This window comes from Variovorax sp. LjRoot84, assembly GCF_964254305.1.
In the GTDB taxonomy this organism is placed as follows: domain Bacteria; phylum Pseudomonadota; class Gammaproteobacteria; order Burkholderiales; family Burkholderiaceae_C; genus Variovorax.
Window position 1 is genome coordinate 4517497 of sequence record NZ_CAXUTE020000001.1, and the last position, 26250, is coordinate 4543746.

General features: G+C 67.5%; 26 protein-coding genes. 10 read left to right on the forward strand and 16 right to left on the reverse strand.

The window, feature by feature from the left end:
• Positions 1–104 precede the first annotated feature (104 nt).
• From urtA to ppk2, 6 genes are all read right to left on the reverse strand, one after another.
• A complete protein-coding gene (gene urtA / locus ACSQ9I_RS22440) occupies positions 105–1376 on the reverse strand; it encodes an urea ABC transporter substrate-binding protein (protein ID WP_093111174.1) in 1272 nt (423 codons plus the stop codon).
• 188 nt (positions 1377–1564) lie between these two features.
• Positions 1565–1714 (reverse strand): nucleotidyltransferase domain-containing protein, encoded by a 150-nt coding sequence (locus tag ACSQ9I_RS22445; RefSeq protein ID WP_436314523.1) that lies wholly within the window; start codon positions 1712–1714, stop codon positions 1565–1567.
• Positions 1715–1739: 25 nt separating this feature from the next.
• The gene (locus tag ACSQ9I_RS22450; RefSeq protein WP_244504087.1) at positions 1740–2024 is read right to left on the reverse strand and encodes a winged helix-turn-helix domain-containing protein; all 285 of its coding nucleotides are present in this window, start codon (positions 2022–2024) and stop codon (positions 1740–1742) included.
• 51 nt (positions 2025–2075) lie between these two features.
• Positions 2076–2927: a lipase family protein gene (locus ACSQ9I_RS22455; RefSeq protein WP_436314524.1), complete on the reverse strand. Its 852-nt coding sequence runs from the start codon at positions 2925–2927 to the stop codon at positions 2076–2078.
• Between the two features lie 4 nt (positions 2928–2931).
• Positions 2932–3978: an extracellular catalytic domain type 1 short-chain-length polyhydroxyalkanoate depolymerase gene (locus tag ACSQ9I_RS22460; protein WP_436294976.1), complete on the reverse strand. Its 1047-nt coding sequence runs from the start codon at positions 3976–3978 to the stop codon at positions 2932–2934.
• A gap of 64 nt (positions 3979–4042) precedes the next feature.
• Positions 4043–4960, reverse strand: coding sequence for a polyphosphate kinase 2 (gene ppk2, locus ACSQ9I_RS22465; RefSeq protein ID WP_436314525.1), 918 nt, complete (start codon positions 4958–4960; stop codon positions 4043–4045).
• Between the two features lie 165 nt (positions 4961–5125).
• Here ppk2 and ACSQ9I_RS22470 point away from each other — a divergent pair, with 165 nt between their 5' ends.
• From ACSQ9I_RS22470 to ACSQ9I_RS22500, 7 genes are all read left to right on the forward strand, one after another.
• Positions 5126–6154: a transporter gene (locus tag ACSQ9I_RS22470; protein WP_436314526.1), complete on the forward strand. Its 1029-nt coding sequence runs from the start codon at positions 5126–5128 to the stop codon at positions 6152–6154.
• A gap of 26 nt (positions 6155–6180) precedes the next feature.
• Positions 6181–7035: a 3',5'-nucleoside bisphosphate phosphatase gene (locus ACSQ9I_RS22475; protein ID WP_436314527.1), complete on the forward strand. Its 855-nt coding sequence runs from the start codon at positions 6181–6183 to the stop codon at positions 7033–7035.
• Positions 7032–7976 carry a DMT family transporter gene (locus tag ACSQ9I_RS22480; RefSeq protein WP_244504086.1) on the forward strand — a complete coding sequence of 315 codons (945 nt, stop codon included), beginning with the start codon at positions 7032–7034 and terminating at the stop codon, positions 7974–7976. Before ACSQ9I_RS22475 ends, ACSQ9I_RS22480 begins: the two co-directional genes overlap by 4 nt.
• 17 nt (positions 7977–7993) lie before the next feature.
• Complete coding sequence (locus tag ACSQ9I_RS22485) at positions 7994–8629, forward strand: L-threonylcarbamoyladenylate synthase (RefSeq protein ID WP_093111282.1); 636 nt, start codon at positions 7994–7996, stop codon at positions 8627–8629.
• A 36-nt stretch (positions 8630–8665) separates the two neighbouring features.
• A complete protein-coding gene (locus ACSQ9I_RS22490) occupies positions 8666–9337 on the forward strand; it encodes a site-2 protease family protein (protein WP_436294974.1) in 672 nt (223 codons plus the stop codon).
• Between the two features lie 10 nt (positions 9338–9347).
• Positions 9348–10670, forward strand: coding sequence for a tryptophan--tRNA ligase (locus tag ACSQ9I_RS22495; protein ID WP_436314528.1), 1323 nt, complete (start codon positions 9348–9350; stop codon positions 10668–10670).
• Positions 10671–10733: 63 nt separating this feature from the next.
• Complete coding sequence (locus ACSQ9I_RS22500; RefSeq protein WP_436314529.1) at positions 10734–11336, forward strand: response regulator transcription factor; 603 nt, start codon at positions 10734–10736, stop codon at positions 11334–11336.
• A gap of 27 nt (positions 11337–11363) precedes the next feature.
• Here ACSQ9I_RS22500 and shkS read toward each other — a convergent pair whose 3' ends face one another.
• The 6 genes from shkS to ACSQ9I_RS22530 form a co-directional block, all read right to left on the reverse strand.
• Complete coding sequence (gene shkS / locus ACSQ9I_RS22505) at positions 11364–12800, reverse strand: surface-behavior sensor histidine kinase ShkS (RefSeq protein WP_436314530.1); 1437 nt, start codon at positions 12798–12800, stop codon at positions 11364–11366.
• Between the two features lie 125 nt (positions 12801–12925).
• Entirely contained in the window at positions 12926–13129 is a 204-nt protein-coding gene (locus ACSQ9I_RS22510; RefSeq protein WP_436314531.1) for a hypothetical protein, read from the reverse strand.
• A 97-nt stretch (positions 13130–13226) separates the two neighbouring features.
• Entirely contained in the window at positions 13227–15077 is a 1851-nt protein-coding gene (locus ACSQ9I_RS22515) for an ATP-binding protein (protein WP_436314532.1), read from the reverse strand.
• 10 nt (positions 15078–15087) lie between these two features.
• Complete coding sequence (locus ACSQ9I_RS22520; RefSeq protein ID WP_436314533.1) at positions 15088–15768, reverse strand: response regulator transcription factor; 681 nt, start codon at positions 15766–15768, stop codon at positions 15088–15090.
• A gap of 79 nt (positions 15769–15847) precedes the next feature.
• The gene (locus ACSQ9I_RS22525; protein ID WP_093106116.1) at positions 15848–16801 is read right to left on the reverse strand and encodes an alkaline phosphatase D family protein; all 954 of its coding nucleotides are present in this window, start codon (positions 16799–16801) and stop codon (positions 15848–15850) included.
• 97 nt (positions 16802–16898) lie between these two features.
• Positions 16899–21719, reverse strand: a complete 4821-nt coding sequence (locus ACSQ9I_RS22530) for an NAD-glutamate dehydrogenase (protein WP_436315802.1) — start codon at positions 21717–21719, stop codon at positions 16899–16901.
• Positions 21720–21836: 117 nt separating this feature from the next.
• Here ACSQ9I_RS22530 and ACSQ9I_RS22535 point away from each other — a divergent pair, with 117 nt between their 5' ends.
• Positions 21837–22853, forward strand: a complete 1017-nt coding sequence (locus tag ACSQ9I_RS22535; RefSeq protein ID WP_436314534.1) for a class I fructose-bisphosphate aldolase — start codon at positions 21837–21839, stop codon at positions 22851–22853.
• On the opposite strand, the gene ACSQ9I_RS22540 is transcribed toward ACSQ9I_RS22535, so the two are convergent.
• Positions 22850–23476, reverse strand: a complete 627-nt coding sequence (locus tag ACSQ9I_RS22540; protein WP_436314535.1) for a class I SAM-dependent methyltransferase — start codon at positions 23474–23476, stop codon at positions 22850–22852. The genes ACSQ9I_RS22535 and ACSQ9I_RS22540 overlap by 4 nt on opposite strands.
• Positions 23477–23498: 22 nt before the next feature.
• Positions 23499–23939 (reverse strand): CBS domain-containing protein, encoded by a 441-nt coding sequence (locus ACSQ9I_RS22545; protein ID WP_093106108.1) that lies wholly within the window; start codon positions 23937–23939, stop codon positions 23499–23501.
• Positions 23940–24009: 70 nt separating this feature from the next.
• Here ACSQ9I_RS22545 and ACSQ9I_RS22550 point away from each other — a divergent pair, with 70 nt between their 5' ends.
• Entirely contained in the window at positions 24010–24297 is a 288-nt protein-coding gene (locus ACSQ9I_RS22550; RefSeq protein WP_436314536.1) for an SDR family NAD(P)-dependent oxidoreductase, read from the forward strand.
• A 17-nt stretch (positions 24298–24314) separates the two neighbouring features.
• On the opposite strand, the gene ACSQ9I_RS22555 is transcribed toward ACSQ9I_RS22550, so the two are convergent.
• Positions 24315–24521 carry a hypothetical protein gene (locus ACSQ9I_RS22555; RefSeq protein ID WP_093106102.1) on the reverse strand — a complete coding sequence of 69 codons (207 nt, stop codon included), beginning with the start codon at positions 24519–24521 and terminating at the stop codon, positions 24315–24317.
• A 151-nt stretch (positions 24522–24672) separates the two neighbouring features.
• Positions 24673–25101, reverse strand: a complete 429-nt coding sequence (locus ACSQ9I_RS22560) for a hypothetical protein (protein ID WP_436314537.1) — start codon at positions 25099–25101, stop codon at positions 24673–24675.
• 798 nt (positions 25102–25899) lie between these two features.
• On the opposite strand from ACSQ9I_RS22560, the gene ACSQ9I_RS22565 reads away from it, so the two are divergent.
• Positions 25900–26235, forward strand: a complete 336-nt coding sequence (locus ACSQ9I_RS22565; protein ID WP_436294958.1) for a hypothetical protein — start codon at positions 25900–25902, stop codon at positions 26233–26235.
• Positions 26236–26250: the final 15 nt, after the last annotated feature.

Genomic DNA, 26250 nt, shown 5'->3' on the forward strand with positions numbered 1-26250 from the left:
TCTCTGTTCCAGGAACACCGCGGATCCGGCTCCGCCGGTCCGCTGGTGTTGCCCCCTGCAAGGGGGTTGGCGTAGCGACACGAAGTGCGCGCAGCCTGAGGGTGTTACAAAGATTTCCCTGCCGGCTGGTCCGGCTTTTTGTCGTTGCCTTCGATGTACGGGCTCCACGGCTTGGCCTTGACCGGACCCGGCGTCTTCCACACCACGCCGAACTGGCCGTCGGCCTTGATCTCGCCGATGAACACGCTCTTGTGCAGGTGGTGGTTCTTCTCGTCCATCTTCGAGACGATGCCCGAAGGCGCGGTGAAGGTCTGGCCGGCCATCGCCGCGATCACCTTGTCGGTGTCGGTGCTCTTGGCCTTCTCGACCGCCTGCTTCCACATGTGGATGCCGATGTAGGTGGCTTCCATCGGGTCGTTGGTGAGCGGCTTGTCCTTGTGGCCGGCGATGTTCTTGGCCTTGGCGTAGTCGCTCCACTGCTTGATGAAGGCGGTGTTGGTCGGGTTCTTGATCGACATGAAGTAGTTCCATGCGGCCAGGTGGCCGACCAGCGGCTTGGTGTCGACGCCGCGCAGCTCTTCCTCGCCGACGGAGAAGGCGACCACCGGCACGTCCTTGGCCTTCAGGCCGGCGTTGCCGAGTTCCTTGTAGAAGGGCACGTTGGAGTCGCCGTTGATGGTCGACACCACGGCCGTCTTGCCGCCGGAAGAAAACTTCTTGATGTCGGCCACGATGGTCTGGTAGTCGCTGTGGCCGAAGGGCGTGTACTTCTCGTCGATGTCGGTGTCCTTCACGCCCTTGCTCTTCAGGTAGGCGCGCAGGATCTTGTTGGTGGTGCGCGGATAGACGTAGTCGGTGCCCAGCAGCACCCAGCGCTTGGCGCCGCCGCCGTCCTTGCTCATCAGGTAGTCGACCGCGGGAATGGCCTGCTGGTTGGGCGCGGCGCCGGTATAGAACACGTTCTTGCTGAGCTCTTCACCCTCGTACTGCACGGGGTAGAACAGGAGGCCGTTCATTTCCTCGACCACCGGCAGCACCGACTTGCGCGACACCGAGGTCCAGCAGCCGAAGATCACCGAGACCTTGTCCTGGCCGAGCAGCTGCTTGGTCTTCTCGGCGAAGAGCGGCCAGTTGGAGGCCGGATCGACCACCACGGGCTCGAGCTTCTTGCCGAGCACGCCGCCCTTGGCGTTGATCTCGTCGATCGCCATGAGCACGGTGTCCTTGAGCACGGTTTCCGAGATCGCCATCGTGCCCGACAGCGAGTGCAGCACGCCGACCTTGATGGTGTCGGCGGCGAAGGCCGGCACGGCGGACAGGCTGGCAAGCGCCACGGCGGCGGTGAGCGCCTTGAGGGTGAAACGACGTTGTTGCATGAAGACTCCTTCTCCTGGTGGTTTGAACGATGGAGGGGAGTCTGCGGAATCGGTCACGGAGCGGGAATACGCCGGGTGGCGTACGAGGCCTCAGCGGCGCAGAAGATCCGGATGATTTCTTTTCGGATGCTTCTTCAGGGACACCATCTCAAGTGCGGTGGCGACGTGCGCCTTGAGCCTTCCGATGCTCAACACTCTCGGCCCAATGTCGCCTGGGCTTCGGTCAAGGCCAACGCGACATCCGCGAATCGTGCGCTTCCCAGCACCATCACGTCGACGTCGCTGCGTGGGCTCTCCGTGCCCGAGGCCATCGAACCGTAGACGAAGGCCAGCGACACGGATTCGCCTAGAGGAAAAAGTGCGTCACGCAGTACGGGCGACCCCGGCCGTCTTCCGAAGCAAACCGGCGAGGTCATTGAACACCGGGCTTTGCGTGTTCGCCTGGTAGTGAACCTGGCGGCCGACCTCGCTGCGCAGTAACAGCCCGGCGTCGCTCAGGCCGCGCAACTCTCGATGCAGCGAGCCGGCCGATGCGCCTGTCAGGCGTGCCAGCTCTCGTACGTGCAGCGCCTTCTCCGGGTGCAGTAACAGGGCGGCCAACACGCGCGAGCGTGTCTGGCCCAGCAGATATTCGGCAATACCGGGCATGTTCTCAATTTTGCTTCAATTGTAGCAATTATGAGAACGAATTTTCCTGCATCACGCGAAGAACGCTCTCGCATAGTTGATCGGCGCATGATCCGCCAGGTCGCGCAGCAGCACGGCGCCGCGGCGCCATGCATGGTCGATCACGTAGCGGGTGCGGCCCTGGGTGCGGTCGGCCTCGATGAAGCTGGCGTCGGGGTTGTGCAGGCACTCGCCGGCGCAGGTGATATAGCTGGTGGCCCCCGCATGCGCATAGAGCGAGAAGGCAGGCGGCAGCTGCGTCACGAGATCGCAGCCGTCGACCAGGCGCACGATCTCGATCCCGGCGAGGGCCGCGACGAACTCGGTGTTGCCCACGCGCGGCGAGCCCAGCGTGACCAGCAGGGTCGGCGGCAGGAGGGTCGCGATCAGCATCGCGAGCGCGCCGCCGAGGCTGTGGCCGGTCATGATCAAGGCGCTGCGGCCGGCGGCCTCGCCTTCCGCCCACTCGCGCACCGCGGGCCACAGGGCGCGCGCCGAACGCGCGAAGCCCGCGTGCACACGGCCGCCGGCTTCGGCCCAGTCGACCTGGTGCGCCTGCAGGTTGGTCGCGTGATCGCGAATCTCGTCGGGCTGCGTGCCGCGGAATGCGAGCAGCGCGCTGCCGTCGGCATGCAGGGCGGCAAAGGCGAAGCCGTGGGTCTCGGCGTGCGCGATGAGCTTCGGCGCGCCGAAGCCGGCGTGGCGCAGCGCCTCGGTCAAACGCAGCCGCTCGGCCTCCGAAGTCTCGGCGCGGTAGTAGGCCAGCCGTGCGGCCTCGACGGCCCACTGCGCGGGCGTGTAGCTCTGGCCGGGCTCGAACAGCGTCTCGTGCCGCTCGGGCGAGTAGAGCGCGGTGCGACTGGGGTCGTACGGAACGCCGGGCATGGCCTCAGACCGCCGCGGCCACCTTGAACTGCTTGGCCGCGAAGGCCCAGATCAGGCGCGTGGCGCTCGGCCCGGCTGCATCGCTGAAGGGCAGCCGCGGCGCCCCGCCGCTCCATGCATGGCCCAGGCCGGCCACTTCGCACAGCATCACGAAGGTGCGGCCGCCGCGCTTGAATTCGGTCACGCGCATCGCATGCCGCTTGCCGCGCTGCAGCGTACGCTCCGCGCCGGGCTTGGCGCCGGTGGCCGTGGCCCAGACCTCCGCCGTGCTGCCCGCATTGCTGGCCGAGACCACGACGTCGGCATCGCCGTGCAGCACCAGCAGGGGCGGCAGCGTGGTGAAGACGGCGGCGGCGCCCATGGCCTTGCCGACGGCGGTCGCCGGCATGGGCGGCACGTGGCGCCCGCGCATGGCGCCCAGCGCGGTGGCCGGCGATCTGGCGGCGCCGGGCGCCACGCCGGAGTGCATGGCTACCGCCTTGAAGCGCACCGGGTAGCGCGTGGCCAGCAAGGCGGCCATGCTGGCGCCGGCGGAGAGGCCGGCCACGGCGACACGCTCGCGGTCCACCGGATAGAGCGTGCAGGCCTGGTCGAGCGCGGACATCAGGGTCGCGGCTTCGGCGTCGGCCTTGCCGGAACGCCGGTCGTACCAGTTCCAGCAGCCCTGCGGATGAGCGAGCCGGTCCTGCTCGGGGTAGAGCACGAAGAAGCGCTCGCGCGCCGCGAGCAGGTTCATGCGCGTGCTGACCGCGAAGTCGCGCCCGGTCTGCCCGCAGCCGTGCAGCATCACCAGCAGCGGCAGGCGTTCACCGGGCTGGATATCAGGCGGCCGGTACAGGTGATAGCGGCGCGCGCCACCGGGGCCGATGGCCATGCCGGACAGCCAGTCGCCGGGGCCGCGCGGCGGCTTGAGCTGCTTGGCGGCGGCGCGCGTCACCTCGCCCGCGATGCGCGTGCCGCTGCGCAGCGTGGCATTGGTGAGCGCTTTCAGGCTGCGCTGGTAGGCGCGCGTGAATGCCGAAGCGGCGAAGGTCGGGGGACGACGGGCCATGGTGAATGCGTGGGCCGGATTCACCGGCCCGGTACACCTTAGCAGCTTCCGCGCCCGGCCTGGGCTAGTACACCTCGGGCACGTACATCGACTCCGGCACCGGCTGGCGCAGGTAGTCGGCATTGCGCACCCGAGCCGGCAGTTCGATGGGCGGGTGCGGCACCTCGTGGTAGGGCAGCTGGCCCAGCAGGTGGCTGATGCAGTTCAGGCGCGCCTTTTTCTTGTCGACGGCCTGCACCACCCACCAAGGCGCCTCCTCGATATGGGTGCGCTCGAGCATGGTTTCCTTGGCCTTGGTGTATTCCTCCCAGCGGCGGCGGGATTCCAGGTCCATCGGGCTCAGTTTCCACTGCTTGAGCGGGTCGTGGATGCGGCCCAGGAAGCGCATGTGCTGCTCTTCGTCGGTGATCGAGAACCAGTACTTGATGAGCTTGATGCCCGAGCGCACCAGCATGCGCTCGAAGTCCGGGACGGTGCGGAAGAACTCCTCGTACTCGTCGTCGGTGCAGAAGCCCATCACGCGCTCGACGCCGGCGCGGTTGTACCAGCTGCGGTCGAACAGCACGATCTCGCCCGCGGCCGGCAGATGGGCCACATAGCGCTGGAAGTACCACTGCGTGCGCTCGCGGTCGTTGGGCGCCGGCAGCGCCGCCACGCGGGCCACGCGCGGATTGAGCCGCTGGGTGATGCGCTTGATCACGCCGCCCTTGCCCGCCGCGTCGCGGCCCTCGAACAGGATCACCACCTTCTGCCGGCTGTGCTGCACCCAGTCCTGCAGCTTGACCAGTTCGCCCTGCAGGCGGAAGAGCTCCTTGAAATAGGCTTGGCGCGCGGCCTTGTCGGCGGTGCGGCCCGATTCGAGCTCCTCGAGATTGCGATCCTCGATCTCGAGCTCGAACTCCTCGTCGTAGCTGTCGACCAGGTCGCGCGCGATGCGCTCCATCAGGTCGTTGTGGTCGCTGAGGGTGCTGGGCAGCGTCATGGTCGGCTCGAATCAGGGGAAAAGACCATGCTGCCCCGCCTGCATGACGAACACGTGACAGAAAAGGCGCTTTCGGCGTGTCGTCACGATACTGACATATGAGACGCACAGCATTGGCGGGATTCGCCTGCCTTCCGACCCCCTGACGTTCTGAACCGCTCCGCCTTGCCCTCACCCCGGGATATCGCCACCGCATCGTATGGCGGGGACGAAGCAGGCCTGATCTGCGGCTACCTCTTCGACGCAGCGGCCGAAGAGCCGGCGAGCGCCATCGATTCCGCCGCTGCGGCCGATTGGCTGCAGCAGGCCGAGCCGCCGGCCGGCGCCTTCCTGTGGCTGCACTTCAACCTGAGCCACGCGCAGGCCGAGCGCTGGCTGCAGCGGCATGCGGACCTGTCCGACACCTTCTTCGAGACGCTGAAGGAAGGCCTGCATTCGACCCGCATCGAGCGCGCCGACGATTCGCTGATCGCGGTCATCAACGACGTGCATTTCGAGTTCAGCTTCGAGCCCTCGGACATCTCCACCCTGTGGATCAGCGTCGGCCCGCGCCTGGTGGTGACGGCGCGCGCCAAGCCGCTGCGCTCGGTCGACGCGCTGCGCACGGCGGTGAAGGCCGGCGATGCGCCGCGCTCCACCACCGAGCTGCTCGAACACCTGCTGCGCGCGCAGGCCGAGGTGCTGGTGAACATCGTGCGCGGCGTGACGGCGCGCATCGACACGATCGAGGACGAACTCCTGGCCGGCCGACTCGACCACAAGCGCGCCCGGCTCGGCGCGATGCGCCGCCTGCTGGTGCGGCTGCAGCGCCTGCTGGCGCCCGAACCGGCGGCGCTGTTCCGGCTGCTGCAGCGCCCGCCCTCCTGGATGGCCGAAGCCGATGCCCAGGAACTGCGCGGCTCGACCGAGGAGTTCTCGGTGGTGCTGCGCGACATGGGTGCGCTGCAGGAGCGCATCAAGCTGCTGCAGGAAGAGATCGCGGCCAACGTCAACGAGGACAACAACCGCAGCCTGTTCGTGCTGACGGTGGTGACCGTGCTGGCGCTGCCGATCAACATCCTGGCCGGCCTGTTCGGCATGAACGTGGGCGGCATCCCGCTGGCCGAGGACAAGCACGGCTTCTGGGTGGTGGTGGCGATCGTGCTGAGCTTCACCGCGATCGCGGCCTGGGCGGCATTCCGCAAGAAACGCTGAAAAGACGAAAAGAATAAGATCGTGGCGTGTCTTCCATCCTCAATGCAGACCTGCACTGTCACTCCGTGGTGTCCGACGGCACCCTGACCCCCGAAGAGCTGGCCGCCCGGGCCGCCGCCAACGGCGTCGAACTCTGGGCCCTGACCGACCATGACGAAATCGGCGGCCAGCACCGCGCAGCCGCGGCGGCCCGCGAGCAGGGCATGAAGTACCTCACGGGCACCGAGATCTCGGTCACTTTCGCCAATGAAACGGTGCACATCGTGGGCCTGGGCTTCGACCCCGAGGACGCGGCGATAACCGAGGGCCTCTACGACACGCGCGGCGGCCGCGGCAAACGCGCCATAGCGATGTCCGAAGGCCTGGCCAAGGTCGGCATCCATGGCGCCTACGAAGGTGCGCTCAAGTTCGTCGGCAATCCCGAGCTCATCTCGCGCACGCATTTCGCACGCTTCCTGGTCGAGCAGGGCCACTGCCGCGACACCAACGAGGTGTTCCGCAAGTTCCTCACCGAAGGCAAGCCCGGCTACGTGCCGCACCGCTGGGCCACGCTGAAGGACGCGGTGCGATGGATTACCGGCGCCAAGGGGCTGGCCGTGATCGCGCACCCCGGCCGCTACCGGTTCACTGCCAACGAGGAGTACGCCCTGTTCCTCGAATTCAAGGAGCACGGCGGCCGGGCGATCGAGGTCGTCACCGGCAGCCACTCGCCGGCCGAATACGAAGAGTACGCCGACAAGGCGCTGGAGTTCGGCTTCGCCGCCTCGCGCGGCAGCGACTTCCACAGCCCCGACGAGAGTCACTGCGACCTGGGCAAACTTCCCTGGCTCCCCGGCAAACTGACGCCGGTGTGGGAGCTGCTGGAGCACCGCATCCAGTGACCGGGCCGTCGACGAGCGGCGGCCTGGCCGTCCGGAAGAGCACGCGCGACATCGCATCCGAGCGCATCCTGGCCGGCATCGGCCTGGTGCTCTTGGCCGTCGCCTGCTTCGCAACGCTGGACACCGCCACCAAGCTCTCGACCGCCGGCGTGCCGATCCTGATGGGCGTGTGGTTCCGCTATGCCTTCCAGGCGGTCGCGACCACGGTCGTGCTGCTGCCCAAGCACGGCCCCGCGCTGCTGCGCACCCAGCATCCCAAGTACCAGCTGCTGCGCGGCGCCCTGCTGCTCGCGTCGAGCACGCTGGCCTTCCTCAGCCTGCGCTACATGCCGCTGGCCGAGTTCACCTCGGTGGTACTGATCGCGCCGCTGGTCATCACGCTCCTGGCCGCGACCACGCTCAAGGAACAGGTGTCGCCACTGCGCTGGGCGCTGGTGGCGGGCGGCTTCGCCGGCACGCTGGTCATCCTGCGCCCGGGTGGCGAAGCCTTCAGCTGGGCGGTGCTGCTGCCGATCGGACTGGTGCTCACCAACGCCTGGTTCCAGGTGCTGACCAGCAAGCTGGCGCAGACCGAGAACCCGCTCACGATGCACTTCTATACCGGCTGGGTCGGCACGCTGATCGCCTCCCTCACCCTGCCCTTCGCGTGGGCAGCACTGCCGGGCTGGCACTGGTGGGCCTTGCTGTGCCTGATGGGCTTCATGGGCACGGTCGGCCATTTCATCCTGATCCTGGCCTACCAGCGCGCGCCAGCCTCCACCCTCACGCCCTACCTCTACGCGCAGATCGCCTTTGCGATGCTGGGCGGCTGGCTCATGTTCTCGCAGGTGCCGGACCGGCTCTCGCTGATCGGCATCGCGACGATCGCGATCTGCGGCGCGGCCGGCGCCTGGCTCACGGTGCGCGAGCGCCGCGTGCCGATCGAGCCGGCCGAATCCTAGGCAGAATGCGCAAGGCCATGGCCCAGTACTTCGAACTCCACCCCGACAACCCGCAGCAGCGCCTTCTCAAGCAGGCCGCCGCCCTGCTGGCGCGCGGCGAGATCGTCGCGGTGCCGACCGATTCGAGCTATGCGCTGGCCTGTCACCTGGACGACAAGGATGCGGTGGACCAACTGCGCCGCATCCGCCAGGTCGACGAGAAGCACCACCTGACGCTGATCTGCCGCGACCTGAGCGAGCTCGCCGCCTATGCGCGGGTCGACAACAAGCAGTACCGGCTGCTCAAGGCGGCCACGCCCGGGCCCTACACCTTCCTGCTCGAAGCCACCAAGGAAGTGCCGCGGCGCGTCAGCCATCCGCAGCGCAAGACCATCGGCCTGCGCGTGCCCGACCACAGGGTGCTGGGTGAACTGCTCATGCTGCACGGCGAGCCGCTCCTGGCCACCACACTGATCCCGCCCGGCGAGACCGAGGCGCTCAACGATGCGCAGCTGATCCGCGAACGCTTCGAAAAGCAGATCGGCGCCGTGATCGACGCCGGCGCCTGCCCTTCGGAGCCGACCACGGTGGTCGACCTCACGCCGATGGGCATGGGCGGCGATCCGGTCCTGGTGCGGCAGGGCCGCGGCGCGCTGGCGGTGCTCGGCCTTTGAGCCCGGCCTCCCTGGCCGGTCTGAGACAATGGGTTGGTGGATATTTCAAACCTGATTCAAACCGTGCTGATCTACGCACTGCCCGTGGTCTTCGCGATCACGGTGCACGAGGCGGCCCACGGTTACGTGGCACGCTACCTCGGCGACAACACGGCCTACGTGCTGGGGCGCGTGACGCTCAACCCGGTCAAGCACATCGACCCCATCGGCACCATCCTGATGCCGCTCCTGCTGTACTTCGCGACCTCCGGCGCCTTCCTGTTCGGCTATGCCAAGCCGGTGCCGGTCAATTTCGGCCAGTTGCGCAATCCGAAACGCGACATGATCTGGGTGGCGCTGGCGGGGCCGGTCTCGAATTTCATCCAGGCCATCCTGTGGGCGCTCTTGCTGGTCGGCCTGGTCGCCGCGGGCGTCGACGAAACCTTTTTCATCAAGATGGCCCAAGGCGGCGTGCTGGTCAATCTCGTGATGTGGGCCTTCAATCTGTTTCCGCTGCCCCCGCTCGACGGCGGCCGGGTGCTGGCCGGCCTCCTGCCGCGCGGCGGCGCGCAGGAGTTCCTCGCGCGCATCGAACCCTACGGCTTCTTCATCGTGATGGGCCTGGTCATCGCCGGCATCGTCAGCACCTGGTGGCTGCGCCCGCTGATGAGCTTCGGCTACCAGGCGATCAACCTGCTGATCTCCCCCCTCACGGCCCTGCTGCGCTGAGTTTTCCCCCATGGCAACGTCCTCCACCGCTCCCGTCCGCTTCCTCACCGGCATCACCACCAGCGGCACGCCGCATCTGGGCAACTACGTCGGCTCGGTGCGGCATTCGGTGCGCTTCAGCCGCCAGGCCCATGTGCAGAGCTTCTACTTCCTGGCCGACTACCACGCGCTGATCAAGGTCGACGAGCCGGCGCGCATCCAGCGCTCGACCCTCGAGATCGCCGCCACCTGGCTGGCCTGCGGGCTCGATCCGGAGCGCGTCACCTTCTACCGCCAGTCCGACATTGTCGAGATTCCCGAACTCACCTGGCTCCTGACCTGCGTCACCGGCAAGGGCATGCTGAACCGCGCCCATGCCTACAAGGCGCAGATGGACAAGAACATCGCGCGCGGCGAGGACCCGGACGCCGACGTGAGCGCCGGCCTCTTCATGTACCCGGTGCTGATGGGCGCTGACATCCTGTTGTTCAACGCCCACAAGGTGCCGGTGGGCCGCGACCAGGTGCAGCACATCGAGATGGCGCGCGACATGGCGCAGCGCTTCAACCATCTCTATGGCGAGCACTTCACGCTGCCCGAGGCCGAGATCGACGACGCGGTGGCCACGCTGCCGGGCCTCGACGGCCGCAAGATGAGCAAGAGCTACGACAACACGATCCCGCTCTTCACCCCGCGCGCCCAGCTGCAGAAGCTGATTGCCGGCATCGTGACCGACTCGCGCGCACCCGGCGAGCCCAAGGACACCGAGGGCTCGGCGCTGTTCCAGATCTACCAGGCCTTCGCCGACGGCGAGGAAACCGAAGCGTTGCGCAAAGCCTACGCCGACGGCATCGGCTGGGGCGATGCCAAGCAGATCCTGTTCGAGCGCATCGACCGCGAGGTCGCGCCGATGCGCGAACACTACGATGCCCTGCTCAATGACCCGGCGCAGATCGAGAAGATCCTCCTGGCCGGCGCCGACAAGGCGCGAGCGCTCTCCCGCCCCTTCATGGCCGAGCTGCGCCATGCCGTCGGCCTGCGCAATCTGGGGGCCGGGAGCCAGGGCACGGCCCGCAAGGCAGCCAAGGCCGCGCGTCCGAGTTTCAAGCAATACCGCGAAAAAGACGGGCTTTTTTATTTCAAGCTGCTCGACGCGAACGGTGCACAACTGATACAAAGTCTAGGTTTCGCGTCGCCGCAGGAGGCGGGCCGGGCCATCGCCACGCTGCGCGAGCAGCGCGGCGCCGGACTGACCCTGATCGCCGCGCAACTCGAACCCATCGACAATGCCGGCATGCGTACGGCAACGGACGCATTGGAGGCGCTTGCAGGGACTGCAAACGAAAAGAACTAGGGAAGATTCCGCGCGACAACGGCCGGCACCGCCGGCCAGCGCGCACACAGTGAGAAAAAAGTTATGAGTATTTATGTCATCGACGATCACCCCTTGATGCGCGACGCCATCGTGATGGTGCTGCGGCGCCTGCGGCCGGCCGAGAACATCGTGGAGCTGGAACGGCTCGACAAGCTGGCCAGCGCCGTCAAGCAGCATGGCGCGCCGGGCCTGTTCTGCCTCGACCTGAAACTGCCCGATGTGACAGGCGTTTCAGGCGTGATCGCGGTGAAGCAGATCTACCCCGACGTTCCGGTTGCGGTCTACTCGGCCTCGCCGGCAGCCGATATGGAAGAGGCCTGCATCGAGGCCGGTGCCGACACCTACATCGAGAAGTCGGCCAGTTCCGCCGAACTCACCGCCGCGCTGCGCGGCCTCCTGATGGCCGACACCGACGCCGAGGAGCCGGTGGCCGCCGCCAACAGCAAGCTGTCGAAGCGCCAGACCCAGCTGATCGCCATGCTCGACCAGGGCATGAGCAACCGCGACATCGCGACCGAGCTCGACATCAGCGAGCACACGGTGAAAGTGCACCTGTGGCGCCTGTTCCGGCGCCTCGGCGTGAAGAGCCGGACGCAGGCGCTGCACCACGCCCGCACGAACGGATTGCTCTCCAGCAACCCCTAAAAAAACCGGGCTCGTGGCCCGGTTTTTTTATCCTACGGCGCCCGAAATACGCGTCTGCGCCTGGGATTCGTCGGCGTCGTGCAAGGCGACTCGGAACACGCTCCCCCGGCCCAGCCTGGAGCGCACGCTGACCGGATGCCCGAGCGCATGCGACAGCCGCGCCACGATCGCCAGGCCCAGGCCGAAGCCATCGGACGTGCCGGCATGGTCGGCCACCTTGTAGAACTCCAGGAACACGTCGCGCAAGTGCTCGCGCGCGATGCCGATGCCGGTGTCCCACACCTCCACGCGCAGGCCGTCGCGCGTGTGCCGCGAGGCCAGCAGGACGCCGCCCTCGGCGGTGTACTTGATCGCGTTGGCCAGCAGGTTGCCGATCATGCGGCGCACGCGGATCGGGTCGGTCAGCACGGTGCCGGAGCTCACGTGCATGCGAAAGGTCAATCCCTTGGCCTCGGCCACCGGCCGGTACTGCAGTTCGAGATCGTGCAGCAGCTGGGCGACATCCACCCGCTCGATGTGCAGCCGCACCTGGCCGGAATCGATGCGCGCGAGGTCGAACAGCGAGTCGAACAGCGCATTGACTGCATGCGTCGCGCGCACGATCTTCGGCGCGATCTCGGCCACCAGCTCGGGCTCGTTGCGCAGCCAGTCGGCGTAGAGCGAGAGCGCCAGCACGGGCTGGCGCATGTCGTGCGCGGCACTGGCGAGAAAGCGGTTCTTCATGGCCACCGCCGACACCGCCGCCTGCCGTTGCTGCGTAAGCGAGTTGATCAGGATGTGGTTATGGAACAGCAGTTCGAAGCTGTTGCGCGCCGTCTCGTGGATGCGCCGCCCCGCGCGCAGCAGCAGCCACCAGTGCAGCCCCGGCAAGAGCAGGAAACCGTAGTGGAAATGCGGCCGTTCAAACTTGAGTTCGATCACGCGGAAGACGACCGCCAGCAGCATGGTGACGAACAGCGTGTTGACGTAGCGCTTGAGCAGCGGCGGATGCAGCGCCAGCCCGTTGAGCGGAAAGGTCGCCACGCCGGCGACGATCAGCCAGCTCATGAACTGGTTCACCAGCGGCGTGCGCTCGAAGAAGATCAGGATCGACAGGCCCCAGGCGAAGGCGCTGGCGCTCCAGAGAAAGCGGTAGCGCTCGACGAAGTACTGCTGGGCGGCCGAGTCGCGGTCGGCGTAGTGCCGGCCGTAGAGCTGCTCGCCCCAGATGCGGCAGGCGGTGGCGCCGATGCCGATGGCGAGCCAGGCGAACAGCTGCCAGGGCGGCACATGGCCCCAGCTCAGGCCGACCATGGCCGGCATCAGCGCCGCGGCCAGCAGGTAGGAGCCGCGGGACACCCGCATCAGGCTGCGGATCAACTCGCCGCGCACCCACGGTTCGGCCTCGTCGGCGGATGCCGGTGCCGGCGTGAGGCTCGCGAATGACGAGTTGCCCAACCCTGCGAATGACGAATTACCCATCATGGCTCACTGCCCTCTCCCACTGTCAGTTCGGCCATTAAAAAGCCCCTCGCGAGGGGCCCGGCATCCCACCGCCTGCGGCGGTCGGCGGTGACAAGCGATCTTAACTGCGCACGAAGGAGGATCCGCTATTCGCCGCCGAAGTAGCGCAGCGCCGTGCGACCGAGCGGCGTGACCGCGTTGACGACCGCGGCCGCCCCGTCGTCCATCGGGATGTCCGCCTTGACATAGCCCGCGTCGCGCAGGATGCGCAGGTGTTCGATGTCCTCCGCGTGCGTGACCGTCATCGGCAGCCCGCCCGCGATGATCCTCCTCAGCAGCTCGTACGCCATCTCTCCTCCTTACCCGCTGTTGTTTCTCTTCTTGACGGGATTGTGCGGCATCGGAATGCGTGAAGCGGCAAGCGGCGATCGGGCCTTACCCTGATCGTCAGGCCGGGTGGCAAGGCCAGTCGAGGACCACCGACGTGCCGCCGTCGGCACCCGCTTCGATTTGCAGCGTGGCACCGATCGCCATCGCTCGCGCCCGCATGTTCGCCGTGCCGTGACCCGTGGCGCCGAGCATTGCCGGCGCGTCCTGGATGCCCACGCCGTTGTCCGTGAGCACGATGCGCACGCGGGGCGGCGCGCCGTCGCGCCAGCTCGCATGCATGAAGATCCGCGAGGCCCGCGCGTGCTTCAGCACGTTGGTGAAGGCTTCCAGCAGAATGCGCTGGAACTGAAGCGCCACCTGGGCCGTGAACGAGGCGACCGGTGGAATCGCCGCGACATCCCAGTCCAGTGCAATGCCAGCCGCGTCGAGGCGGGGCTGCAACCGGTAGCGCAACGTGGCCAGCATCGTCGCGAGGTCGTCGTGCGTGGGTTGCAGGGAATCGACGGCCATGCGCATCTCGTCCAGCGCCAGCTTCACGTGCTCCTCCAGCACCGCCGTGCTGGAGCCGCGCTGCGTCACCATGTTGAGCAGGCCGACCAGTTGCGAGCCGACGCCGTCGTGGATCTCCCGCATGATGCGCTGCCGCTCGATCAACACCGCCTGCTCCTGCTGCTGCGCACGCAGCTCGTCGAACGCACCCCGCAACTGCTGCTCGCGCTCGGCCACGCGTTCCGCCAGGTTGGCGTTCAGCGCCCGGTAGTCGGTCACGGAGCGGCTGTAGCGCTCGATCACCACGCCAGCCAGGATCAGCACGAAGAAGAACATGGCGTGCGAGGTCAGCGTGAATTCGGCGCCACCGAAGAGGCCGATGCGCACGGCGAGCAGATCGTGGGCACCCGCCGTGACGGCCAGGGTGCCGGCCGCCACCAGCACCCACGCGATGCGCCGGCGCGCGACGAAGGCCTCGCGCAGCACCAGCGGCAGACAGGCCATGCTGGTGAGCTGGAGCAGGATGAGGCTGGCGGTCCAGAGGGCCGGCCGCGCGAGCCCGAAGGAAGCGCAGGCCAGCACGACGGCGGTGCCCAGCACCGTGTGGATGGTCCTGACGAGCCAGGGCGGATTGCGGTCCAGGACCAGCAGCACGAAGCGGGCGATGAAGCCGATGTGGCACGCATAGCCCACCGCCACCATCGCGCCCCAGAGCGGCCAAGGCACGGGAACGTCGAGCCAGGCGCGATCGAGGTTGCGGATCACGCCCGAGAAGGCCGCCAGGCTGAAGCAGCCGTAGAGTGCATCGCGCTGCCGCCACCAGAGGCCCGCCGCCAGCCCGCCCATGAGCAGCAGGCTCACGGCGTAGACGATGGACGAGGTGTGCCGCCATCGCCGCTGCGCCGCCTCGAGGGGCTCGATCGCGGCTTCGGAGCCGTACCTGACCGCGCTCAGCCCGGCGCCCCGCTGGCGCTGTACCGTCGCCTCGATCAGCAACTCGTCGGGCTGGCCGGCATGCAGCAGCGCCGCGGGAATCCGGATCAGGTGGCTCGCCTTGGAGGCGTCGTACCCGCGCTCGCCGAGGATGCCGAGGCGGGCGACGACGGTCCCGTTCAGGGAGATGGCAGCCTGGTTGCCGACACCGGACAGCAGCAGTGCCAGCGGCCCGCCGTCCAGCGTGGCGCCGGGAGGCAGCGTGATCCGGTAGCTGACCGTTCCACCGCGCCCCGGGTATTCGCGGTCCCAGCGAAACGGAAGCTCGACCTCCCGGCTGGCGGACGGCAGTCCCTCGGGCCGGAGGGTCGCCGTGGCCGCGCCCACGCTGTGGATCTCGGCGGCGGCGGGGCCGGCAGCGACCGCCGTCAGCGCGGCGATCGCCAAGGCGAGGCAGCGCGTCACGGCGCGGATGGCGCCCTGCATGGCGCCGCGGCTACGGAAGCCAGCCCAGGCTTCGCGCCTCGAACACTGCTTCCGACTTGTTGTGGACATCCAGCTTTCCATAGATGTTGCGGATGTGGGTCTGCACGGTGGAGACCGATACGCCCATGCGCACCGCCACTTCCGCATAGGGAAAGCCTCGGGACACCAGGTCGAGCACCTCGAACTCCCGCGGCGACAGGCGCTCGTGCGGAGAGGAGGCTGCGGCGGCCTGGGGCGCGACGGCCGCCGGCGGCTCCTGCTGCTGATGGGCCTGCCAGCGGCGCAGCAGCTGCCGCGCGATGACGGGCGACATCGGCGATCCGCCGGCGCGCAGGTTGCGGATGTGGGTGGCAAGATCGGCTTCGGTGCCGTCCTTCAGCAGGTAGCCGCTCGCGCCGGCCTCGAAGGCCTGAACCATGTTGCCCTCGTCGCCGAAGATCGAGACCACCATCACCGCGCAAGCGGGCTGCGTGCGCCGGCAGTCGCGGATCACGTCGAGGCCGGATCGATCCGGAAGGCCCAGGTCCACCAGCAGCACGTCGACCGGATTCTCGGCCAACCATTCGAGGATCTCCCGTGCCGTGCCGGCACTGTGGGCCAGCTCGAGGGACGGGTCGGCCCTGACCACGCGCGCAATGCGCTCGCGCATGCTGAAGTCGTCTTCGACGAGGGCAATTCGTGTCTGGGGCATGGTGGGCGGAACGCTCGATGCGGCGGATTGTTGCATCAGAAATGGCATGACACCCGTACGCCGGCACGGGGCGGCAAGACTAGGTCCACGTGGCGCGGTCGATGCTGCCGGCGTACTGAGTCACGCCCGATTTGAAGATCTCGATGCCCACCCGATTCGCGTCGACGTTCAGCAAGCCCCAGTTGCGCTGCTCGGCGCCGACGGTGACGGCCGTGCACACCGCGGCGCCCGACGAGGTGGCCTCGAACAGGAACCGCCCGTTGGTCAGGCGATAGGAGGCCAGGTTGTTGTCGTGAATGTCGCCGCTCAGGATGAGGATGCGATGGTTCATGGCCAGCGCCTGCATCCGCCCGTACTCGTCCTTGCAGTCGAGCCAGGTTTCGCCATTGCGCGCATCGAACACGATGCCCGATGCGATGAGGTGAACGGTGGACGGATCGGCGGCGTTGCAGGCCGCCTCGATCGCACTCATCTGGGCGGCACCCAGCAAGGCCTTGCGGCCGCGCCGCGTCTTGTAGCTGCGTCCGTCGGTGAGGTGCAGCAGCACGTTTTGGCCGAGCGCGACATTGCTGTAGCCGGGCTCGGGGGTCGTGGCATCCCATATGAATGGCGCGGGCGGGAAGCTGCCCGGGGCCAGGCGCGCCGCCAGCGCCTTGCGGTAGGCCGCGAACACGGCCCGGCTCGGCGGGATCAGGTGGCTGAGGTGCGGCTGGCCGGCGATCTCGGCGCCGCAGGCGCCGTTCCAGAGAAAGTCGTGGTCGTCCCAGATCGCGTGGGTCGTGAGCTGGGGTTGGGCAACGAGCGCCTGAAAGCTGGGCCGCGCGATCTGCCGCGCGAGCCGCCCATGAGCGTGCACGGCGAAATCGTGCGCGCTCATGCTCTTCACCTGCGACATGCTGGCGCCGTCGGCATCGTAGTAGGCGGAGTCGCCCAGGAGCACCAGCACGTCCGGCTGGCGCGCCGCGATCTCGTCCCATGCAGATTGATCGGGGAAGCGGAAAGAAGTCATGCAGGAGGCGAAGGCGATGCGCATGGATGCTCCTTGGATGGGGCCGGCGGTCGAAGCTTAGGCCGCCGACACGATGGCTGCCATCCTGCGTTTGGGGGACCCCCTCGCCTGGCGTGCCCTGCTATCCCAGCGCCCGCAGCTCCCGCAACGCCACCGCCAGCATCGCCGCATCGGGCGCCGCCACGGCGCGCAGTTCGCCCAGCAGCTGCGCCGCGCGCTCGAGCGTGCGCCCGTTGCTGGCCCGCCAGGCCTCGACCAGCGCCGCCGGCGACTCGCCCTCGCCGCCGCCGGCCAGCACCGCGCCGGTGATCGAGCGCTGCAGTCCCGACAGATCGTCCTGCATCGCGCCCTTGGCCAAGGCCTGCCAGTGCTGGTCGCCCGGGAGCGCCGCAATCCGGTCGCGCAGCCAGGGCATGCCCAACCGGTTGGCAAGATCGAAGTAGATCGCCGCCACCAGTTCCACCGGCCAGCGCGCGCTGCCGGCGATCTCGGCGATGTCGAGCGTGGCGTAGAGCGTGCCGAAGGTGACCACGCGCTCGGCCAGTTCGCGCGGCACGCCCTTGGCAACGTAGTGCGCCATCGCCGCATCGACGCGGCTGCGTTCGTCGGCGTCGAGCAGCTGCGGCAGCCGCGCCGACAGCGCCTCGACGTTGGGCTTGAAGTGCTCGATGGTCGCGGACATGTCCTCGGCCAGGCGCCGCGAGCGCAGGAACCACATGGTGCCGCGTTCGAGCTGCCGGCTGGTGTCGATCAGCATGCTCGACTGCACCTCGTCGTCGACCTGGTTGTCCAGCGCCTCGATCGCCAGCCACAGCGGCACCATGCCGAAGATCTCGCGGTTCATCAGGTAGGCGCGCACGATCTCGAAGGCGCGCGCGCCGGTGGTCTCGGCCAGCCGGTGCACGAAGGTGCTGCCGACGCGGTTGACCGTGCTGTTGGTCACGTGGGTGGCGATGATCTCGCGCTTGAGCGGATGGCGCGGCATGTAGCCGGCGAACTTGGTCGCCAGCAGCGCCGGGAAGTAGCGTTCGAGTGCCGTCGCGACCCAGGGGTCGTCGGGCAGCGTCGAGGCCAGCAGCTCGTCGTAGAGCCAGATCTTGCTGTAGGCCAGCAGCACCGCGCGCTCGGGGCTGGTCAGGCCCTGGCCTTGGGCGCGGCGCTCGGCCAGTTCCTCGTCGGAGGGCAGGTACTCGATCGCGCGGTTCAAGCGCCCGCCCTTCTCGAGGTACTGCATGAAACGCGTCTGCGCATCGAGCAGCTGCGGCGCGATGCGGCCGGTGACCGACAGCACCTGGGTCTGGAAGATGTTGTCGCGCAGCACCAGCGCGGCGACATCGTCGGTCATCTCCGGCAACAGCGTGTTGCGCTGCTTCTCGGTGAGCTCGCCCTCGGTGACCGGCAGGCCGAGCAGGATCTTGATGTTGACCTCGTGGTCGGAGGTGTCGACGCCGGCCGAGTTGTCGATCGCGTCGGTGTTGATGCGTCCGCCGGCAAGCGCGTAGTCGATGCGCCCCAACTGCGTGCAGCCGAGGTTGCCGCCCTCGGCGAAGACCTTGCAGCGCAGCTCGCGGCCGTTGACGCGCAGCGCGTCGTTGGCACGGTCGCCGACCTGCGCGTGGCTCTCGCTCGTCGCCTTCACGTAGGTGCCGATGCCGCCGTTGTAGATCAGCGCCACCGGCGCCTTGAGGATCGCGTTGACGAGCTCGGTGGGCGTGAGCGCATCGGCCGTGATGCCGAGCACCTGTTTCACCTCGCGCGTGATCGGAATCGACTTGGCGCTGCGCGCATGGATGCCGCCGCCCTCGGAGATCAGCTTGGCGTCGTAGTCGGCCCACGAAGAGCGCGGCAGCTTGAACAGGCGCTCGCGCTCGGCGAAGCTCTTGGCCGCGTCGGGGCTCGGGTCGAGAAAGATGTGCCGGTGGTCGAAAGCCGCCACCAGCAGGATGTGCGGCGACAGCAGCATGCCGTTGCCGAACACGTCGCCCGACATGTCGCCGATGCCGGCGACCGTGAACTCGGTCGATTGCGTGTCGATGCCCATCTCGCGGAAGTGCCGCTTCACCGACTCCCAGGCGCCGCGCGCGGTGATGCCCATGACCTTGTGGTCGTAGCCCACCGAGCCGCCGGAGGCGAAGGCGTCGCCGAGCCAGAAGCCGTATTCCTTGCTGATGCCGTTGGCGTAGTCGCTGAAGGTGGCCGTGCCCTTGTCGGCCGCGACCACGAGGTAGGGGTCGTCCTCGTCGTGCCGGCGCACCTGCGGCGGCGGCACGATCGCGTCGCCGACCCGGTTGTCGGTGATGTCGAGCAGGCCGCGCAGGTAGTCCTGGTAGCAGGCCACGCCTTCGCGCATGAAGGCATCGCGGTCGCCCGCAGCGGGCGCGCGCTTGAGAACGAAGCCGCCCTTGGAGCCCACCGGCACGATCACCGTGTTCTTGACCATCTGCGCCTTGACCAGGCCCAGCACCTCGGTGCGGAAGTCTTCCAGCCGGTCCGACCAGCGCAGCCCGCCGCGCGCGACGCGGCCGCCGCGCAGATGCACGCCTTCGAAGCGCGTCGAGTAGACGAAGATCTCGAACATGGGCTTCGGCGCCGGCAGGTCGGGCACCTTCGACGAATCGAACTTGAACGAGACGAAGCTGCGCCGCTTCCCTGCCGCATCGCGGCGCCAGAAGTTGGTGCGCGTGGTGGCCAGCATCAGCGCCAGGTACTGGCGCAGCACCCGGTCTTCCGAGAGGTTGGCCACCTGCTCGAGCGCGGCCTCGATCTCGCGCACCTTGTCGTCGGCGCCGTCGGCCTGCGCCGGATCGAAGCGCAGCTTGAACAGCTCGACCAGCGCGCGCGCGATCGGCCCATTGGCGACCAGCGTGCCTTCGATGAAGGACTGCGAGAGCGCGAAGCCGATCTGCCGCATGTACTTGGCATAGGCGCGCAGCACCACGATCTCGTGCGCCGGCAGACGCGCCGCGAGCACCAGGCGGTTGAAATCGTCGTTCTCGACCTCGCCGCCCAGCACCGCGCCGAAGGCTTCCTCGAACACCGGGCGCAGCGCGTCGATCTCGATGTCGGCATCACCGATCGTGCTCTGCAGGCCGAAATCGTGGATCCAGATCGGCGCTGCGCCCTGCGGCGCGAGCCGGTGCGGATGCTCGTCGAGCACCTTCATGCCCAGGTGCTCGAGCATCGGCAGGCTGGCCGAGAGCGTGAGCGGCTCGCCGCGCCGCAGCAGCTTGAAACGCAGCGTGCCGGGCGGCGCCTCGAGCGGCCGGTAGAGGTTCATGCCGAGCGGCTGCGCGTCGCTCAGCTGCGCCATCAGCTCGATGTCGTACACCGCGGCGCGCGCCGCGAACTCGTCGCGGTAGCCGGCGGGGAAGGCGCCGCCGAAGCGGCGCAGCAATTCGTTGCCGCGCGCCTCGCCGGCCGATTCGATCAAGGCCGACTTCAGGTCGTCGTCCCAGCGCCGCGCCGCTGCCACCAGGCGCTGCTCGACCTCGCGCACATCGAAGGGCGGGATGCTGCCGGGCTTGGTGCGCACGGTGATGTGGATGCGCGCCAGCACCGACTCGGACAAGTGCACGTTGAACTCGGAGCCGATGCCGTTGAACTCGCGCATCAGGATGTCCTGCCACTTCTGGCGCAGCTCGGTGGTGTAGTTCTCGCGCGGCGCGTAGATCAGGCAGGAGAGGAAGCGCTCGAAGGGATCGCGCCGCACGAACAGCCGGAAGCGCTGGCGCTCGCCCAGGTGCAGGATGCCGGTCGCGGTGTGCAGCAAATCGTCGTCGCTGGTCTGGAACAGCTCGTCGCGCGGATAGGTCTCGAGGATATTGATCAGCGCCTTGCCCGAGTGGCTGCCCGCGGCCAGGCCGGCGCGCTCGACCACGTCGGCGACCTTGCGCCGCAAGAGCGGAATCTCGGCCGGGTTGGCGCTGTAGGCGGTGGAGGTGAAGAGGCCCAGGAAGCGGTCTTCGCCGCACACCTGGCCCGCGTCGTCGAAGCGCTTGACGGCCACGTAGTCGAGGTGGCCGGGGCGATGCACGGTGGAGCGCGAGGTGGATTTGGTCACCACCAGCAGGTCGGGACGGCGCGCATGGGCGCGCACCTCGGGCGGCAGCGCGGCGAAGGCGGCGTTGGCGCTCGGCGTCGGGCCGTCGCGCAGGATGCCCAGGCTCGAATCGGGCACGATCTTCAGCACGTCCTCGCCATCGATCTTGTCCAGCTCATGGCTGCGGCAGCCGAGAAAGGTGAAGTGGTTGTCGGCCAGCCAGCGCAGGAAGGCCTGGCCTTCGGCAAGCTCCTGCGGCGGAATCGGCGGCGCGCGCTCGTCGAGGCCGCGGACGATGTCCAGCACGCGCTCCTGCATCTTCTTCCAGTCGACCACGGCCAGGCGAACGTCGCCGAGCACGCGCGCCAGGTCGGCGGCCAGCGCCTCGAGCCGGGCCGGCTCGGGCACGCGGTCGACCTCGACATGGATGAAGGATTCGCGCCGCGCATCGGGCGAAGCGCCCTCGCCCGCCAGCCCCTGAAGCGTACCGTCGCTGCCGCGGTTCACGGCCACCAGCGGATGAATGATCAGGTGCAGCGTCAGCCCGTTTCGGTTGACTTCCATCGTCACCGAATCGACGAGAAAAGGCATGTCGTCGTTGACGATCTCGATGATGGTGTGCGTGGACTGCCACCCATGCTCCGCGATCGTCGGGTTGAACACCCGAAGCTTCGCGCGCCCCGGCTCGCGCTTTCGCGCGAAGCTCCAATGCGAGAGCGCCGCGCCGTACAAATCGGCCACCTGGCGCTCGGCCAGGTCCTCGGGATCGACCTGGCCGAAGTACTGGCGCGCGAAGGCGGCGAGTTCGTCCGCCGCCTCGGCCGGGACCTTGGCCCGAATCAGTTGCACCACTTCTTCGAGGCGCTCGTCCCTGCGCCCTGATTCGACTGTCTGGGTGGTCATCAGCATGCTTGTCTCCGGGTTGGCGTCGTAAATCTACATCGCAATGCGGGCAAAAGAATGACTTGCGCTGCCGCGGCCGGCGTTGGAGACTGGAAAACTCGAACGGAGGGCCACGCCATGAGCACCGAACTTCAAGCCACTGTGGACGCGCTGGTTCAGAAGGGCAAGGGCATTCTTGCCGCCGACGAAAGCGGGCCGACGATCGCCAAGCGCTTCAAGGCGATCGGCGTCGAGTCGACGGAGGAGAACCGGCGCGCCTGGCGCAGCCTGATCCTGGCGGCGCCGGGGCTGGGCCAGTACATCAGCGGCGTCATCCTCTACGAAGAGACGCTGACCCAGCGCAGCGGCGAAGGCGAAGCGCTGCCGCAGCTGGCCGCCCGGCAAGGGATCGTGCCGGGCATCAAGGTCGATGCCGGCAAGATTCCATTGGCGCTGGCGCCGGGCGACGAGATCACGCAGGGCCTGGACGGGCTCGCGCAGCGCCTCGACGGCTACAAGCAGCACGGCGCGCGCTTCGCCAAATGGCGCGCGGTCTACAACGTCTCCGACGTGCTGCCGAGCCGGGCGGCGATCGAGGCCAATGCCGAAGCGCTCGCGCGCTACGCGGCGATCTGCCAGGCCCAGGACGTGGTCCCGATCGTCGAACCCGAAGTGCTGATCGACGGCGATCACACGCTGGCGCGCTGCGCCGAGGTTACGCAGGCCGTGCTGCTCGAGGTCTTCCACGCGCTCTACCGCCACCGGGTGGCGCTCGAGCACATGCTGCTGAAGCCGAGCATGGTGGTGCCGGGCAAGGCCCATGCGCAGCAGGCTGCGCCGGATGAAGTTGCGGCCGAGACGCTCCGCGTCCTGCGGCGCACGGTGCCGGCGGCGGTGCCGGGCATCAACTTTCTTTCCGGGGGCCAGTCGCCGGCCGAAGCGACGGCCAACCTGGACGCGATGAACCGCATGGGCGCCCAGCCTTGGCATCTGAGCTTCTCATACGGACGTGCATTGCAGGACACCGCGATGCAGGCCTGGCAAGGACAGCCGGCCAACGAACGCCGGGCTCAGGATGCGCTGCAGAAGCGCGCGCGATTGAACGCCGCGGCATCCATGGGAAAGTACAGCGCTTCGATGGAAAGCACCGACTAGGGCTTGCGCCAAACGCTCGCCAGCCACGGCTGCTGTTCGAGCGGCAGGCCGGCGGGACGGTAGTAGTGAGCGACTTCGGCGAATCCGGCGACCGACATGTGGCTACGCCACGCCTCCAGATCATGAAAGGCGCTGTAGCGCGCACCGCTCCAGCCTTCCTCGCCAACGCCGCGCGGGTTCGAGCTGAACAGCACGCCGCCCGGCTTCAGCGTCGCGTGCAACTCCCGCAGCACGCGCGGCAACTCCTGCGTGGGGACATGGAACAGCGCTGCATTCGCGAACACGCCGTCGAAGCGGCCTGGCGGCAAATCCAGCGCAAGAAAATTCTGCTGCAGCACCTCGCAGCCGCTGTAGGCGCGTGCCATCTCCGCCAACCGCGGCGCTCCCTCCAGCCCGGTCGCGAGATGCCCGAGCCGCTTGAAGGCCAGCAGATCGCGCCCAGGCCCGCAGCCGAAGTCGAGTATCTCGAACGGCGGCGGCGCCTCGATCGCCCCGAGCAGCGCCGCGATGTTCTGGCTCACGTCGTGATCGTGCGTGGCGGCCCAGAAATCTTCGGCCCGCCGGTCGTAGTGCGAGAGCGTCGACGCGGCGATCCGTTCGAGGTCTTCGGCCGTCAGGGTCACAGCGTCGCAACGCGGCCGGAGATCAGGCGCGCTCCCCGGTGATGTAGTGCTGCAGCTGTTCGATGATGAACTTCTGCTCCGAGATGATGCCCTTCACCAGGTCGCCGATCGAGATCAGGCCGGCAAGCTTGCCCTCGTCGATGACCGGCAGGTGGCGCACACGGCTCTGGGTCATCAGGGCCATGCACTCCTCGCTGGTCTGGTCGGGGCGCACGTAGATGACCGAGGTCGTCATGATCTCGCGCAGCGGCGTGTCCTTGGACGAGCGCGCCATCAGCACGACCTTGCGCGCATAGTCGCGCTCGGTCAGCATGCCGACGATGCGGCCCTGCTCCAGGACCAGCAGCGCCCCGATGTTCTTCTGCGCCATCCGCTCGACGGCTTCGAACACCGAGGCCGTGGGTTCGATGGTGTGAACCGTCCGGTCGCCTTTTTCCTTGAGGATTTCTGCCACGGTCTTCATAGGTCATTTCTCCGCAAAGGGCGTTGCGCCTCAGACTACTCCAAGCTCGAAATCAATGCACGGAGGCTTCATGGATCTTCAATTGAACGGCAAGCATGTACGCATCACCGGCGGCGGCCGCGGCATCGGCCTGGCCTGCGCGCGCGAGTTCCTTCGCGAGGGTGCGAAGGTCAGCCTGGTCGGCCGCACCGCGGCCCATCTGGACGACGCGGTGGCCCAGCTGCGAACGGAAGGGCACACCGAGGTTCGCGGCCACAGCGCGAATCCGAGCGACGCAGACGCTGCGCTGGCCATGCTCGACGCTGCGGAAGCGGAGCTCGGCCCGATGGATGGCGCTGCGACGCCGATGGTGGTTTGAAGGAAGAGCCGAGGCGGCTAACGCAACCCCTGGAACGATCCGGCGTCCTTGGTCGCGGGCCGTGTTTCGATGAGCCAGTCGACCGGTTCGCCGGCCTTGCGCGTGTCTGCGAAATCAGCCATCGGCACCGCCGGCCATCCGGGGCTCCGACTCATCAGACGACGGTGCTCGAACATGGAGAGCAGGTACTTGACGCGTGCCGCGCCCAGATAGGGGAATCGCATGTGTATCTCCGTCCTGGCTTTTCGACGCTTGCGTACACGACAACCCGGTGAGGCGGGCTGCGGGACTGGGATCTCCCTGGCGAGGCGCAACAATAGCGGAACGCGGCCCGAACGCCAAGTCGGAAGATGTGACTAATTGGAGAGCCGCCCTTCATCTGCCGGAGAGGTGGCCGTGAAGGTCGTGCAAGTGGCCGACGGTCCGGGAGGCCCTGCCACCCGGCCAATTGGCGACGCGCGCCGCGGCCAGCCTGTCGATCCGGTCCTGCCGCTTCAGCGCGCACTCGATTGCGGCCCGCGTGCGCTCTCTTCGAATTTCGAGCCAAGCCAGCGGCGTCGCGATGACGAGGCCCGCGAAGGACGCGAGCGCCGCCACCAGCGCGGCAACCACCACCAGCAGTTGCAGGTCGTGCAGGTCGAAAGCGCTGGGATTCACGGTCCCCGCCGGAACAGCGGCCGGAACAGGCGGGGGCGGGAAGGCAAGCTCTACCCAGAACATGCCAAGCGCCAGCATCGTCGCGAACACGAACGTCCAGGCGAAAAATCGCTGGTATCTCTTGCGCACCACCACGGCTGAATCCATTGCGCGCTCTCCGGGCTCGACGGAAGCTCGATGGTGCGAGGTGGCGAGGCGGATGCTGTCAGACAAAGTAAGCACCAACCGCCGGACCGTGTCGAATCACAATATCGCGATAGTCGCCGGCATCGCGCGGCGGCTCTGCTAGAATCCCGCCTCCCCGAAACGCCCTGGCCTCTTTCGGGATCGCCTGCGCAGGCAACGCCGAATCTCACGGCGGCACGTCGAACCAGAGCCACCACGACGAAAAAAACAAACGGTGACTCCTGCATGTGAATGTGCCGTAACGTGGGCCGCGTAAGTGCCCACGGCCAACATCCAAAGCCCGCCTCCGCGCGGGCTTTTTCATGCCCTGAGAACAGGCCGCCGCTCGGACCGTGCGCGCACACGCCGCATGTACTACGAAATGTGTACAACTTTGCCGCGCGTTGTGTTGGTTGCGTCAAAACCGAGTGGAAGATTCTCCACCGCGGCAGTGGACAAGACTGTGGAAAAGGATGTGCGCATCGCTGCAGACCGTTGCCACGCGGGCGTCACGATGCTGTGCCTGCAAAAGCGACACCTGGCCCTTGGCCTTTCTCCCAAATTACTCCCAACTCGGGGCCTACATTGACACCTGTCAGCCCTGGTTCCTCCAAACCCTCCTTTCATCTGTGAAGGGCTGACCTTGGCCCGCTTCGGCGGGCCTTTTTTTGCCCCAGCGCCAACCGACTCGGCTGCAGGCATGTGAAATATTCACATTTCTTAACCACTTCTTGTATATTGATACGCCGCTGTACGCCAAAGCCATTAAGGAGCCACGCGATGGACTCGGATTTTCATCTTCGCAAGGTACAAACGCTCAGCCCCAAGGCAGCAAAGATCGCATTGCGGATACTGGACGCTGACCCCAACATTCCTGCCGAATCAATCCTGGCGCTGCGCCCTGCCCTGGTTGAGCGATGCAGCGAATCGCAGTCTTTCGGAACCACCGACTGGATGACGATCGCTGCGATCGAGCGCCCCGCCATCCGTCGCTTCACCGAACGCTTCGAAAGCCGCGAGCAACGCCATGCTCGACTTTGGGTGACGAGTCTTCGCCAGGAGTCGCGGAAAGCCCCTCGTCCGTCGCTTGCCGACAGCGCCTACGGCTCACTTTGACGGGGTTTGTTCACG